This is a genomic window from Microbispora rosea, from assembly GCF_044460045.1.
GTDB lineage: Bacteria > Actinomycetota > Actinomycetes > Streptosporangiales > Streptosporangiaceae > Microbispora > Microbispora rosea.
Map to the genome: position 1 here is coordinate 896,068 of NZ_JBITJO010000002.1, position 13,761 is coordinate 909,828.

Annotated in this window: 14 protein-coding genes; 13 read left to right on the top strand and 1 reads right to left on the bottom strand. The window is 72.2% G+C overall.

Going from position 1 to position 13,761, the window contains the following annotated elements:
• Positions 1-95 precede the first annotated feature (95 nt).
• The 12 genes from ACIBK1_RS11445 (at position 96) to ACIBK1_RS11500 (ending at position 11,968) form a co-directional block, all read left to right on the top strand.
• A complete protein-coding gene (locus ACIBK1_RS11445; RefSeq protein ID WP_396734203.1) occupies positions 96-521 on the top strand; it encodes a hypothetical protein in 426 nt (141 codons plus the stop codon).
• Between the two features lie 13 nt (positions 522-534).
• Complete coding sequence (locus ACIBK1_RS11450) at positions 535-1,698, top strand: glutathionylspermidine synthase family protein (protein WP_396734206.1); 1,164 nt, start codon at positions 535-537, stop codon at positions 1,696-1,698.
• A gap of 40 nt (positions 1,699-1,738) precedes the next feature.
• Positions 1,739-2,182, top strand: coding sequence for a DUF350 domain-containing protein (locus tag ACIBK1_RS11455; protein WP_357312549.1), 444 nt, complete (start codon positions 1,739-1,741; stop codon positions 2,180-2,182).
• Positions 2,183-2,331: 149 nt separating this feature from the next.
• Positions 2,332-3,981 (top strand): DUF2079 domain-containing protein, encoded by a 1,650-nt coding sequence (locus ACIBK1_RS11460; RefSeq protein WP_396734209.1) that lies wholly within the window; start codon positions 2,332-2,334, stop codon positions 3,979-3,981.
• Between the two features lie 178 nt (positions 3,982-4,159).
• Positions 4,160-5,362 carry a PucR family transcriptional regulator gene (locus tag ACIBK1_RS11465; RefSeq protein ID WP_030505673.1) on the top strand — a complete coding sequence of 401 codons (1,203 nt, stop codon included), beginning with the start codon at positions 4,160-4,162 and terminating at the stop codon, positions 5,360-5,362.
• A 117-nt stretch (positions 5,363-5,479) separates the two neighbouring features.
• The gene (locus ACIBK1_RS11470; protein WP_030505674.1) at positions 5,480-6,376 is read left to right on the top strand and encodes an ACP S-malonyltransferase; all 897 of its coding nucleotides are present in this window, start codon (positions 5,480-5,482) and stop codon (positions 6,374-6,376) included.
• Positions 6,373-7,329, top strand: a complete 957-nt coding sequence (locus tag ACIBK1_RS11475) for a beta-ketoacyl-ACP synthase III (RefSeq protein ID WP_030505675.1) — start codon at positions 6,373-6,375, stop codon at positions 7,327-7,329. The genes ACIBK1_RS11470 and ACIBK1_RS11475 overlap by 4 nt, the downstream gene beginning before the upstream one ends.
• An 80-nt stretch (positions 7,330-7,409) precedes the next feature.
• A complete protein-coding gene (locus ACIBK1_RS11480; protein ID WP_030505676.1) occupies positions 7,410-7,649 on the top strand; it encodes an acyl carrier protein in 240 nt (79 codons plus the stop codon).
• Positions 7,650-7,747: 98 nt separating this feature from the next.
• A complete protein-coding gene (gene fabF / locus ACIBK1_RS11485) occupies positions 7,748-8,980 on the top strand; it encodes a beta-ketoacyl-ACP synthase II (RefSeq protein WP_076434471.1) in 1,233 nt (410 codons plus the stop codon).
• Positions 8,981-8,994: 14 nt separating this feature from the next.
• On the top strand, positions 8,995-10,416 hold the full coding sequence (locus ACIBK1_RS11490; protein WP_030505678.1) for an acyl-CoA carboxylase subunit beta: 1,422 nt from the start codon (positions 8,995-8,997) through the stop codon (positions 10,414-10,416).
• A 131-nt stretch (positions 10,417-10,547) separates the two neighbouring features.
• Positions 10,548-11,045 (top strand): hypothetical protein, encoded by a 498-nt coding sequence (locus ACIBK1_RS11495; protein WP_036404521.1) that lies wholly within the window; start codon positions 10,548-10,550, stop codon positions 11,043-11,045.
• Positions 11,042-11,968, top strand: coding sequence for an oxidoreductase (locus ACIBK1_RS11500; RefSeq protein WP_396734212.1), 927 nt, complete (start codon positions 11,042-11,044; stop codon positions 11,966-11,968). Before ACIBK1_RS11495 ends, ACIBK1_RS11500 begins: the two co-directional genes overlap by 4 nt.
• A 63-nt stretch (positions 11,969-12,031) precedes the next feature.
• On the opposite strand, the gene ACIBK1_RS11505 is transcribed toward ACIBK1_RS11500, so the two are convergent.
• A complete protein-coding gene (locus ACIBK1_RS11505; RefSeq protein ID WP_036404524.1) occupies positions 12,032-12,529 on the bottom strand; it encodes a DUF3145 domain-containing protein in 498 nt (165 codons plus the stop codon).
• Positions 12,530-12,721: 192 nt separating this feature from the next.
• On the opposite strand from ACIBK1_RS11505, the gene ACIBK1_RS11510 reads away from it, so the two are divergent.
• Positions 12,722-13,741 (top strand): S8 family peptidase, encoded by a 1,020-nt coding sequence (locus ACIBK1_RS11510; RefSeq protein WP_363414905.1) that lies wholly within the window; start codon positions 12,722-12,724, stop codon positions 13,739-13,741.
• Positions 13,742-13,761: the final 20 nt, after the last annotated feature.

Genomic DNA, 13,761 nt, shown 5'->3' on the forward strand with positions numbered 1-13,761 from the left:
CCAGACGATAATGTGTGCCGATCTCGACAGCAGGAGCCCGATTGGCAGAGCCCGGGGAGAGCCCCCCACCGACGCCGCCACCCGGTGGCTCCTCCGTGCCCCCGCACCCCATGGCCATGGGCACGCCGCCGCCGGGAACGCCGCCGCCGTCGCGCGGCATCAAGTCCTCCACGGCGATCAAACTCGGCACCCTGGGCGTGCTGTCCGTCCTCGTCGTCGGCTTCTGCGCGGCGCAGGACGACTACGAGGAGGTCGGCGCGGACTGCGTGGACACCTCGACGCTCAACCCGGACGGGTCGTATCTGGTCGTCGACGACGACCTCTGCGACGACGACGACGGCAGTGGCAGCCACTACTACGGCTCGCACGGCGCGTACCGCTGGTACTACGGCGGCACCCGGAACGGCGGCCGGGTCTACCACGGCACGACGGTCCGGCCGGCCGACGCCCACATCTCGACCCGGTCGGGGCGGGTCGTGCAGCGGGGCGGCTTCGGCTTCCACTCCCGCGGCGGCGGCTGAGCGGGGCCGGCACATGCGCAGGCTGAGCTCGGCGCCCAGGGAGGACTGGGCCGCCCTCGTCGAGTCGCAGGGGCTCGCGTTCCACCGCTCCGCCCACCCCGAGGGCCTCACCCGGCCCTACTGGGACGAGAGCGTCCACTACGTGTTCACCATGGACGAGGTCCTGGCCCTGGAGGAGCAGGTCGAGGAGTTGCACCGGATGTGCCTGGCCGCGGCCGACCACATCGTGACCTCCGGCCGGTTCGCCGACCTCGGCATCCCCCCACACTGCCGCGCGGCCGTCGCGGAGTCGTGGCGGCGGCGCGACCCGCACGTCTTCGGCCGGTTCGACCTGCGTTACGACGGCACGGGGCCGGCCAAGCTGCTGGAATACAACGCCGACACCCCGACGAGCCTGGTCGAGAGTTCCGTCGTGCAGTGGTTCTGGCTGAAGGACGTTTATCCGGAAGGCGACCAGTGGAACTCGATCCACGAGCGCCTGGTCGACCGTTGGAAGTCCCTCACGCTCCAGACGGGCCCGGCCCACTTCGCGTGGACCAGCGCCGACGAGACGGGCGAGGAGGCGATGACCATCGGCTACCTCCAGGAGACCGCGGAGCAGGCCGGGCTGGTCACGGCGGCGATCGCCATGGAGGACATCGGCTGGGACGCGCTCAACCACAGGTTCGTCGACATGGAGCACCGGGTCGTCCGGACGCTGTGCAAGCTGTACCCCTGGGAGTGGATCGTCGCCGAGCCGTTCGCGCCGCACGCGCTCGCCCAGCAGGTCTCCATGACGTGGATCGAGCCGCTGTGGAAGATGCTGCTGTCCAACAAGGCCCTGCTGGCGATCCTGTGGGAGCTGTACCCGGGCCACCCGAACCTGCTGCCCGCCTACCTCGACGGTCCCCGCGAGCTGGCCGCCGGCCCCGGCTACGTGCGCAAGCCGCTGCTCGGCCGCGAGGGCGCCTCGATGCGGATCGCCGCGCCGGGCGTCGAGGTGGAGACGGACGGCGAGTACGGCAGGGAGGGCTTCGTCCACCAGGAGTTCCTGCCGCTGCCGGATTTCGACGGCTGGCGTCCGGTGCTCGGAGCGTGGGTGGTCGACGACGAGTCGGCCGGGCTCGGCATCCGGGAGACCTCCGGCCTCGTCACCGACGACACGTCCTCTTTCGTCCCCCACCGTATCCGCGGCTGAAATCCCCCACCGTATCCACGGCTGAAAGCGAAGGCCCCCCGTGAACACGACAACCTCCATCGCCGACGTGCTCGCGCACGGCGCCCTGGCGATCCTCGCGTACGCCATCCTGGGCGTGCTGCTGCTCGTCGCCGGGTTCTACGTCATCGACCTGGCGACGCCCGGACGGCTCAGCAAGATCATCCGCACCGACCGCAATCCCAACGCCACGGCGCTGGCCGCCTCCAGCGTCGCCGGCGTCGGGCTCGTCGTGGCGGCCTCCATCTGGTCGTCGGGCGGCGCCCTGCAGGAGGGGCTGCTGGCGACGCTCGTGTTCGGCCTGGTGGGCATCGCCGTGCAGACGCTCGGCATGGTGGCCTTCGACAAGGTCGCCGGCATCTCGGTGCGCGAGCTCGTCCGGGAGACCACGCTGCAGCCCGCCACCGTCCTCCTCGGCGTGACGCACTTCTTCATCGGCCTCATCACGGCCGTAGCCGTCATCTGACCCGTACGGACGTCGTCGTCCCGCGCCGCTGAAAGATTCATGGGCGCGCACGAGGAGGTCCAGGTGGGAGCGTCGGACGTCCCGCCGAGGGGTTTCCGGAGATACGCCCGTATAGACCGTTCCCTCCGGAAGGGCCTACTCTCCTCCTCGTGATCACGGGGACCACGACGTCCGGGCAACCGGCGGAGGAGCCGCCCCGGAAAGGCAACGACCCCGACGACACCCTGGAGGCAGCCGCCGTGGACGGAACGGCCGTCGCGGAGCCCGGAGACGCCGCAGGCACCAGGTCGAGCGGCGAGGCGGAGCCCGCGGACACCTCCGGCGCCACGGCCGCCGCCGAACCGCAGGAGCGGCCGGCCGACACTGCGGACGCGCGAGGCCCCGCCGCGCGGTTCCTCAGGTCCCACCGGCACCTGATCGCGCTGTCCGTGCTCTGCGCGCTGTCGTCGGCCCTGAACTGGACTCTTTCGCTGCTCAGGTTCGCCCACTTCCAGGTGGCCACCTACGACCTGGTCATCTTCGACCAGGCGGTGCGCGGATACTCGCACTTCTCGGCGCCCACCGTGCCGCTGCGCGGAGTCACCGGCGGCTTCGGCATGGACTACATGCAGCTCGCCGACCACTTCTCGCCGATCCTGGCCCTGCTGGCGCCCCTCTACTGGATCCACGACGGGCCCGAGACGCTGCTCGTCGCGCAGGCCGTGCTGTTCGCCCTGGCGATCCCGTTCGTGTGGATGTTCACCCGCCGTGTGCTGGGCACGCCGCACGCCTACCTCGTCTCCGTGGCGTACGCGATCTCCTGGCCCATCGCGCAGGCGACGGCGGTGGAGTTCCACGAGGTGGCCTTCGTGCCGCTGCTGAGCGCGATCGCCGTCGAGCGGCTGCACGCAGGGCGGCGGCTGCCCGGGCTGCTCGCGGTGCTCGGCCTGCTGCTCACGAAGGAGGACCTGGGCCTCATGGTGGCGGGCCTCGGCGTCTGGCTGTTCTTCACCGGGCAGCGCAGGCTCGGCGCCGGGCTGGTGTTCACCGGCGTGGCCGTGTTCGAGGTGGTGCGCAAGTTCGTGATCCCCCTGGCGGGGGGCAACCCGGCGTACTACACGCGCTACTCCAAGCTCGGCGCGGACCTGCCGCAGATGGTGTGGAGCGCCGTCACGCACCCGCACCAGTTCGTGGCCATGCTCTTCGACGACCACTCGAAGTGGGACACCTGGGGCCTGCTCCTGTGGCCGGCGCTGTTCGTGTGCCTGCTGTCCCCGCTGTTCCTGGCGGCGCTGCCGCTGATCCTGGAGCGGCTGCTCGCCGACTCCGACAACTGGTGGTCGACCGGCTGGCACTACGACGCGTTCGTGGTGGTGATCCTGCTGATGGCCGGGGTGGACGGCGCCGCCCGGCTCATCCGCTGGCTGGAGCGGCGCGGGGTGCCACGTCCCGGGCACGGCCTGCGGCTGGCCTACGCCGCCGCGGTCTTCGCGGTCGCCGTCACCACGGTCCCCTACCGGCCGTTCGACAACCTGATGAGCCCGGACTTCTACCACCCCGACCCCCGTACGGAGGCCAGGGAGCAGGCCATGAGCATGGTCCCCGACGGCGTGGTGGTGGAGGCGACCGACGACTTCGGCGCGCGGCTGTCCGGCCGGACGACCGTGCTGTGGTGGGACTACCAGAAGCGCGGCACGCCCTGGATCGTGGCCTCGGTCAACAACGACCTGCGCGGCGTGGTGGACAGCTACCTGACCGAGGGCTACGAGCTGCGCCTCGACAGGGAGGACATCGTCGTCCTGCACCGCATCGGCGCCTGAGGCCGCGAGCCGCCGCTCCGACCTGCGGAGACGCCGTCCACACCCCCGTACGGCACGATCAACGGCATGACCTGGCACGCTAGAGGGCGTGAGCGAGCGGGGCGCGTGGAACGGCGGACAGGTGCGTACGGACGGGCAGAGCGAAGACGTCGTCCGGGTGGCCGGAGACGGTGTGCCGATGAGCGACGGGGTCCGGGAGGGCGCCGGGACCTGGGAGGACGCCGGAACCCGGGAGGACGACAGGATCCGGGAGGACACGGCGCGGCGGCTCGACCGGGCCATGGGCAGCCTCGGGACGGCCGCCATGGCCCGGATGGAGGAGCGGCTGGCCTGGTATCGCGCGCTGTCGGCCGAGGACAGATCGTGGGTCGGCCTGGTGGCGCAGGCCGGGATCGCGGCGTTCGTCGAGTGGTTCGGCCACGCGGGCGAGGGGCGGCCGACGCCGAGCATCGAGTTCTTCGGCACCGCGCCGCGCGAGCTCAAGCGCAGCGTGTCGCTCCAGCAGACGGTCGACCTGGTCCGCATCGTCGTCGAGGTCGTCGAGGCCCAGGTCGAGGAGCTGGCCGCGCCCGGAGGCGCGGAGCTGCTGCGGCACGCGATGCTGCGCTACACGCGCGACGTCGCCTTCGCCGCCGCCCAGGTGTACGCCAGGGAGGCCGAGGCGCGCGGCTCGTGGGACGCGCGGCTGGAGGCGCTGATCGTGGACGCGCTGGTGCGCGGCCAGGTCGACGACGGGCTGCACTCGTGGGCCGCCGCGCTCGGCTGGACCTCCGCGCCGGTCGTCGTCTTCGCCGGGTGCGCCCCCGACGAGGACCCGCAGAGCGTCATCGACGGGCTGCGCGACAAGGGGCGGCGCCTCGGCCACGAGCTGCTCGCCGGAGTGCAGGGCGACCGGCTCATCGTCATCGTCGGCGGCGCGGACGGCGTCAAGGACGCGGCGCGCGGCGTGGTGGCGCGCTTCGGCCCCGGGCCCGTCGTGATCGGGCCGGAGGTGCCCGACCTGCACGCGGCGGCCAGCTCGGCCCGGGCCGCCATCGCGGGCCTGCGCGCCGCCGCCGGCTGGCCCGACGCCCCGCGCCCGGTCCTCGCCGAGGACCTGCTCGCCGAGCGCGCGCTGGACGGCGACGAGGACGCCAGGGCCCAGCTGGTGGAGAACGTCTACAAGCCGCTCGCCGGAACCCCGCTGCTCGACACGCTCGCGACGTATCTGGAGCAGGGGACCTCCCTTGAGGCGACGGCCCGGCTGCTGTTCGTCCATCCCAACACCGTGCGGTACCGTCTACGTAAGATCACGGAACTGACCGGGTACCAGCCCACGGAGGGGCGGTCCGCATTCACCCTCCAGGTGGGTCTCATACTCGGACGCCTGTCCGTAACCTGAGCCGGGTGCCTTAATCAGCTCGACACCGAAACTGTAGGTACCCCACAACGCGGCGGCCACAAAGTTCGTTCGGATCTCCATCAGTGTGGTGAACCTCTACAGGGCAGGGTTGAGTACGTGCTCGTCATCGTCGCTCCGGGCCAAGGCGCCCAAACCCCAGGATTCCTCAGTCCGTGGCTCGAGATACCCGAGTTCCGCGAGCGGATCTCCGCGTGGTCGGAGATCGTGGAGCTCGATCTCGTGGCGTACGGGACGACCGCAGGCGCCGACGAGATCCGCGACACCGCTGTGGCCCAGCCCCTGCTCGTGGCGGCCGCCCTGGCGTCGTTCGAGACGCTCGGGGTCCGGCCCGGCATGGTCGCGGGACACAGTGTGGGCGAGCTCACCGCCGCCGCCATCGCCGGGGTGCTGACCCCCGAGCAGGCCCTCGCCCTGGTGCGCGAGCGCGGCCGGGCGATGGCCAAGGCCGCCGCCGTCACCGAGACCGGCATGAGCGCGGTGCTCGGCGGCGCGGAGGAGGACGTCCTCGCCGCGATCTCCAAGCACGGGCTGACCCCCGCCAACATGAACGGCGCGGGCCAGATCGTCGCGGGCGGCACGCGGGAACAGCTGGAGGCCTTCGCGGCCGAGCCGCCGGAGAAGGCGCGGGTGCGCCCCCTGGCGGTCGCCGGAGCCTTCCACACCGTCCACATGGCCCCCGCCGTCGACCACCTGCGCGCGGAGGCCGAGGCTCTCGCCCCCGCGGATCCGTCGGTCACGCTGCTGTCCAACTCCGACGGCGCGGCCGTCTCCGGAGGAGGCGAGTTCCTCGACCGGCTGGTGAACCAGGTGGCCAACCCGGTCCGCTGGGACTCCTGCATGGCGACGATGGCCGAGCGCGGCGTCACCGCCATGATCGAGTTGCTGCCCGGCGGCACGCTGACGGGCCTGGCCCGGCGGGCCCTGCCCGGAGTGAAGACCGTCGCGCTCAAGACCCCTGACGACCTGGACACCGCCCGGGAGGTGCTGCAGTGAGGCTCGGCCAAGGCGCCCCCGCGGCGAGGATTCTCGCGTTCGGCGGATACCAGCCCGCCCAGGTCGTGACCAACGACGACCTCGCCGCCCGGATCGACACCAACGACGAGTGGATCCAGAGCCGCGTCGGCATCAAGGAACGCCGCGTGGCGGGCCCGCAGGAGTCGGAGATCGACCTCGCGGTGCAGGCGGGCGGCAAGGCCCTGGCGGCCAGCGGCCTGTCCAGCGACGACATCGACCTGGTGATCGTGGCGACCTGCACGATCGAGGCGCCCATCCCCAACGCCGCGGGCCGCGTCGCCCACCGGCTCGGCATCACGGCCCCCGGCGCCTTCGACCTCAACGCCGCCTGCGCCGGCTTCTGCTACGCGCTGGCCGCCGCGTCCGACGCCGTGCGGTCGGGTTCGGCGACCAACGTGCTGGTCGTCGGCAGCGAGAAGCTCACCCAGTGGGTCGACCCCGAAGACCGGTCGACCGTCGTGATCTTCGCCGACGGCGCGGGCGCCGCGGTCGTGGGCCCCTCCGACCGGCCCGGCATCGGCCCGGTGGCATGGGGCAGCGCCGGCGACAAGGCCGACGCGATCCAGATCAAGGACCGCCAGTCCTTCCTCCATCAGGAAGGCCAGACGGTGTTCCGCTGGGCCACCACCGCGCTTCACCCGGTGGCCAAGCTCGCCTGCGAACGTGCGGGCGTGGACCCCGCCGACCTGGCCGCCTTCGTCCCCCACCAGGCGAACCTGCGCATCGTCGAGGCCATCGCGCGCAAGCTGGGCGCCGACAACGCGGTCGTCGCCAGGGACATCGTGCTCGCCGGCAACACCTCCGCCGCGTCGATCCCGCTCGCGCTCTCGCGCATGATCGAGCGCGGCGAGGTCCAGTCGGGCGGCCTGGCGCTGCTGCTGGGCTTCGGCGCCGGCCTCACCTACGCCTCCCAGGTGATCGAGATCCCCTGAGGAACTTGTACGGCCTGCCGTACAGAGCTGGGGCAACCCAGGAAACCCGGAAGACAGTAAATCCAAGGAGTATTCGCGACATGGCACTGACCGAGCAGGAGATCCTCGCGGGCCTCGGCAAGATCATCAACGAGATCACCGGCATTTCGGCCGACGAGGTCACCCCGGAGAAGAGCTTCGTGGACGACCTGGACATCGACTCGCTCTCCATGGTCGAGATCGCCGTCGCGGCCCAGGACGAGTTCGGCGTCGAGATCCCCGACGACCAGCTCAAGAACCTCAAGACCGTCAAGGACGTCATCAGCTTCATCCAGGCCTAGTTCGACGGCCGCACGGACGTGCCCGTCCCGCCTCCGGCGAGGCGACAGGGCGCGTCCGGCCCCCTTTCACGCCCCGATACCAAGAGGAGTGCAGACAAGTGAGTAAGGACCGGGTACGTGTCGTAGTCACCGGGCTCGGCGCGACGACGCCCCTCGGTGGAGACGTCGCATCGACCTGGTCGGCGCTCCTCGAGGGGCGGTCGGGCATCCGCACGCTCACCGAGGACTGGGTCGACACCGTGCCGGTGAAGTTCGCCGGTGTGGCGGCCGTCGACCCCGGCGAGGTGCTTCCCCGGCCCGAGGCCAGGAGGCTCGACCGCGCCGAGCAGTTCGCCCTGATCGCCGCCAGGCAGGCCTGGCAGGACGCGGGCGCCCCCGAGGTGGACGGCGACCGTCTGGGCGTGGTGGTCGGCAGCGGCATCGGCGGCATCGGAACGATCCTGTCCGCCTACGACCTCTACCGGGAGAAGGGCTGGAACCGGCTGTCGCCGTTCACCGTGCCCATGCTCATGCCCAACGGCTCGGCCGGTTGGATCAGCATCGAGTTGGGCGCCAAGGCCGGCGCGCACGCCACGGTCAGCGCCTGCGCCACCGGCGCCGAGTCCATCGGCTACGGCATCGACATGATCCGCTCCGGCCGGGCCGACATGGTGGTCGCCGGCGGCACCGAGGCGGCGATCCACGGTCTGAACGTGGCGTCGTTCGCCGCGGCGCGGGCCATGTCGACCCGCAACGACGAGCCCGAGCGCGCCTCCCGCCCGTTCGACAAGGGCCGCGACGGCTTCGTGCTCGGCGAGGGCGCGGGCATCGTGGTGCTGGAGTCGGAGGAGCACGCCCTGGCTCGCGGCGCCCGCATCTACGCCGTGGCCGCCGGAGCCGGTTACACCAGCGACGCCTACCACATCACCGGGCTGGACCCGGACGGCAAGGGCGGCACGGAGGCCATGCTCCGGGCCCTCAAGAACGCGGACCTCGCCCCGTCGGACGTCGTCCACGTCAACGCCCACGCCACGTCGACCCCGCTCGGCGACGAGATCGAGGCCCGTGCGATCAAGGACGCCATCGGCGACCACGCGATCGTCACCGCCACCAAGTCGATGACCGGTCACCTCCTCGGCGGCGCCGGCGGCATCGAGTCGATCTTCACCATTCTCGCCCTGCACGAGCGGATCGTGCCGGCCATCGCGAACCTGGACGACCCGGCCGACGGCATCGAAATCGACCTCGTACGCGGCGAACCCCGCAAGCTCGAGGGCGATCAGCTCGCCGCGATCAACAACTCCTTCGGGTTCGGCGGACACAACGTCGCCGTGGCCTTCACGACGGTTTGACAAGGGAGTCTCGAATGACAGTGCTGGACAGCAGGACGGTGGCCGACGCCGCCGACGCCGCCGCCGTCGACCCCCGTGACCCCTTGGTGCGCCTGGGCCACCTGCTCGACGAGGGCTCGATCCGGCCGATCACCCCCGAGGACAAGAGCGGCGTGCGGGCGGTGGCCGGGCGCATCGAAGGCGTGCCGGTCGTGGCGTTCTGCAGCGACGCCCGGGTCCAGGGCGGCGCCATGGGCGCTGAGGGCTGTGAGCACATCGTCCACGCCTACGACGTCGCCGTGCGGGAGCGGGTGCCGATCATCGGCCTCTGGCACTCCGGCGGCGCGCGGCTCGCCGAGGGCGCGGAGTCCCTGCACGCGGTCGGCCGGGTGTTCGCCGCCATGACCAAGGCGTCGGGCCTGGTCCCCCAGATTTCCGTCGTGGTCGGCCCGGTGGCCGGCGGCGGCGCGTACGGCCCCGCCCTGACCGACATCGTGATCCTCGCCGACAACGGCCGCATCTTCGTGACCGGGCCGGACGTCGTGCGCAGCGTGACCGGCGAGGAGACCGACATGGCCTCGCTCGGCGGTCCGGAGCCGCACAGCAAGCGCAGCGGCGTCGTCCACGTCGTCACCAAGGACGAGCCCGAGGCGATGCTGCGGGCCCGCCAGCTCGCCTGCCTGCTCGGCCACCAGGGCCGGGTGCGCGGCGAGGTGGACGAGGTCGAGTTCGGCAGCCTGCTCCCCGACAACCCCCGCCGTGCCTACGACGTGCACCCGCTGGTCAACGGGCTGCTCGACGAGCCCGGCGTGGAGCTGCACCCCAAGTGGGCGCCGAACATCGTCACCACCCTGGGCCGGCTCGGCGGCCGCACGGTCGGCGTCATCGCCAACAACCCCATGCGGCTCGGCGGCTGCCTCGACTCCGCCTCCGCGGAGAAGGCCGCCCGGTTTGTCCGGATGTGCGATGCCTTCGGGGTGCCGCTGGTGGTGCTCGTGGACGTGCCCGGCTACCTCCCCGGAGTCGGCCAGGAGCACGACGGGATCGTACGGCGCGGCGCGAAGCTGCTGCACGCGTTCGCCGAGGCGTCCGTGCCCCGCGTCACGCTGATCACCCGCAAGGCGTACGGCGGTGCCTACATCGCGATGAACTCCCGCTCGCTCGGCGCGACCCGGGTGTTCGCCTGGCCGGACATCCAGGTGGCGGTCATGGGCGCGGTCGCCGCCGTGCGCATCCTCAAGCGGCGCGAGCTGGCCGCCGCCCCGGAGGAGGAGCGCTCCGCCCTCGAGGCCCGGCTGGCCGAGGAGCACGAGAAGACGGCGGGCGGCCTCCAGCGCGCCCTCGACCTCGGCGTGATCGACGAGGTGATCGAGCCGGCCAAGACGCGCGGCGTGATCGCCCGGGTGCTCGCCCAGGCCACCCCGGCCCGGGGCGCCCACGGCAACATCCCGCTCTGACGACACACGGCAAGCGCCGGTCCCCGCGTTCGGGGGGCCGGCGCTTTCGCGTTCTCCCAGAGCGGATCCTAACTACTTGACGTGTATCGACAAGTACTTGATGCTTGTCGTCAAGTAGAAGGGAGGCGGGCATGGACGAGCGCCGCGAACTGGCCGAGGACCTGTGCCGGGTCGTCGGCGGCAGAGTGCTCGGCGCGCTGGAGATCCTCTTCGAGCCGGACGAGCTGTCCGGCGAGGACACGCGACTGCGCGAGCTCCTGACGGTGAAAAGCCGGGCCTGGGCGGAGGTGCTGTGCGGCGAGGACGACCGCGCCGCCGCCTTCCTCGCGATCCGGCTGGTGAGCGCGCTGTATCCGGGCGACGCACCCTTCGACCCACCGGCCGCGTGGTGGGCCACGCCCCTGGGCCGGGCGGTCGCCCGGCGCGCGGGGCACCCCGCCGCGACCGCGGTGCCGGTCTCGGTCGCCGCGGCGATGCTCGGCATCACCCGTCAGGGCGTGCACGATCTGGTGCGCCGGCGCAAGCTCGACCGCGATCCCGAGGGTGCGATCACCACGGCGTCGATCCAGGCTCGCCTCTCCCGCAGTCGCGGCGACCAGGCCGCGGCGGGCATGAGGAGGCGTGAATGACTGTTCCCATCGGTTCCACCGGCGATGTCCTTCGGCTCGCGGACGGCCTGGCCGTCGGGAGGCTGGGGTATGGGGCGATGCAACTGCCGGGTCCGGGGGTGTGGGGCCCGCCGCGGGACCACGCCGCCGCGCTCGCCGTGCTGCGCCGGGCCGTGGAACTCGGCGTCACCCATATCGACACCAGCGACTTCTACGGCCCGCATGTGGCCAACGACCTGATCAAGGAGGCGCTGCACCCCTATCCGGACGGCCTGGTCATCGCCACCAAGGTCGGCGTGGTCCGCGACGAGTGGCACGGCTTCGAGGCCGCCGCGGAGCCGGAGCGGCTGCGCGAGCAGGTCGAGGAGAACCTGACGCGGCTCGGCCGGGCCCGGCTCGACCTCGTCTATCTGCGGGTGGGCGGCGACGGGCTGATGTTCCCCGGCGAGGTGCCCTTCGCCGAGTCCTTCGCGGCCCTGGCCGAGCTCCGCGAACGCGGGCTGATCCGGGCGCTCGGACTCAGCGGCGTGACGACGGGGCAACTGGCCGAGGCGCGCGCGATCGCGCCCGTGGCCGCGGTGCAGAACCGGTTCCACCTGTTCGACCGGTCGGGCGCGGAGGTCCTGGCCGCGTGTGAGGAGGCGGGCATCGCGTTCACCTCCTACTTCCCGCTCGCCGCCGGCATGCTCCGGCCCGGGCTCGACCTGTCGCAGGCCCCGCCCGGCATGGCCCCCTCGGCCGGGCAGTTCGCCGCGCTCGACGAGGTCGCCGGACGATACGGCGCGACCCGCGCCCAGGTGGCGCTCGCCTGGCTGCTCGGCAGTTCCCCCGTCACCCTGGCCATTCCCGGCACGTCCTCGCTCGCGCACCTGGAGGAGAACATGGCCGCGGCCCGGCTGCGCCTGTCTCCCGAGGACATCGCCCTGCTGGACGGGCTCGCCTGAGCCGGCAGCGCCCGGCCTCCATTGGGGGCCGGGCGGGGCGGAACAGGCCGCCGTGGCGCAGGATCAGACGGCCGCGTGCAGCCAGCGCACGGGCGCGCCCTCGCCCGCGTACCGGAACGACTCCAGCTCCTCGTCCCACTGCTTGCCGAGCAGACGGTCGAGCTCGTCCTCAAGGACGACCCGGCCCTGGGCGGCCATCAGCATCACGTTGCGTAGCCGGTCCTCGGGGACCAGGATGTCCCCGTTCGCGCCGACGACCGCCGTGAAGGCGCCCAGCGTCGGCGTGTAGGCGTGCCGGGAGCCGTCGACACCCGGCGAGGCGTCCTCGGTTATCTCGAACCGGATGCGCTGCCAGCCCATGAGTGAGGACGTGATCGCCGCGGCCGTGCCGGGACGCCCCTCCCACTCGGCCTGGGCCCGCAAGGTCCCGGGCGCGGCGGGCTGGGCGGTCCACGTCAGGTCGACGGGAACGCCAAGAACGCCTGCGACGGCCCACTCGATGTGCGGGCACAGCGCAGGCTGAGCCGAGTGGACGTACAGGACGCCACGAGCAGCAGCCACCGGACCTCCCAATTCGCATGAGGTGCGCCTTCCCCAACGGCCTCACACTTGGAATGATCACGGTTGGATGACTGTAGGAGAGACTACCGTCCGTCGCAGCCTGGCACCAGAGGGGGGTCATACCGATTGGTGCTTGGCGACCAACCAATTCGGGAAGGACACGTTCCGTAACCATCACGGAAAGGCCCCCCGATGCGCAGCCGGCTCGTCGAACCCCTCCCGGGACGGCCCGTTCTGATCCGGCCCGACGAACTCCTGACCTCCTCTCCCACCGCCGTCGCCCGGTGGGCCCTGGCCTCCGAGCCCCTTCCGGGCGCCGGCCGCGTCCACCGCGTACGGCTGCCGCCGGGCACCGACGTGATCGACCTGACGGCCACGCTCCGCGACCGCGGGCACGCCGCCTCCCCCAACCACGTCCTGTCCGGCCAGCCGCTGTTCTTCGGCGGGCCCGGCGGGCCACCCGCGCCCGCGGCGGCCCCGCCGTACGAGCCGGGCGAGCCGGGAGAGGTCGTCGCGGCGGTCCTCGACACCGGCCTGGCGCCACATCCGTGGGTGGCGCGGTGGTACGACGACGACATCGCCGAGACGCCCGACGCGGACGGCGACGGCGTGCGCGACCGGCAGGCGGGGCACGGCACGTTCGTGGCCGGACTGATCCTGCGGCACGCGCCCGGCGTCCGGTTGCGCGTCCTCCGCCTCCTCGACAGCGACGGCGTGAGCGACGAGGCGGCGCTGCTGCGCGCGCTCGCCGTGCTGCGCGGCGGCAGGACCGACGTGGTGAACCTCTCCTTCGGCGGCCACACCTTCGACGACGCGCCGCCCCTCGGGCTGGCCGAGGCGCTCGCGGGCTTCCCCGCCGTCGTCGCGTGCGCGGGCAACACCGCGTCGTCGCGTCCCTTCTGGCCGGCGGCCCTGCCCGGTGTGGTCGCGGTCGGCGCGCTCGACGGCGACGGCAGGGCCGGATTCTCCGCGTACGGCCCATGGGTGGACGTCTGGGCCCCGGGTGTCGGGCTCACCAGCAGCTTCCTCAGTTACGGCGACTTCCGCGGCTACGCCACCTGGAGCGGCACCTCGTTCGCCGCCGCCGTCGTCACCGGCGCGCTCGCCCGCCTGTGCCGGGAGGTTCCGCCGGCGGAGGCCGTACGGCGCCTGCTCGACGGCGGCCGGCGGGTAGCAGATCTCGGGGTGGTCGTGACGAGCGGGGATCGGTAAGGTTCTTGTCACCATACGCT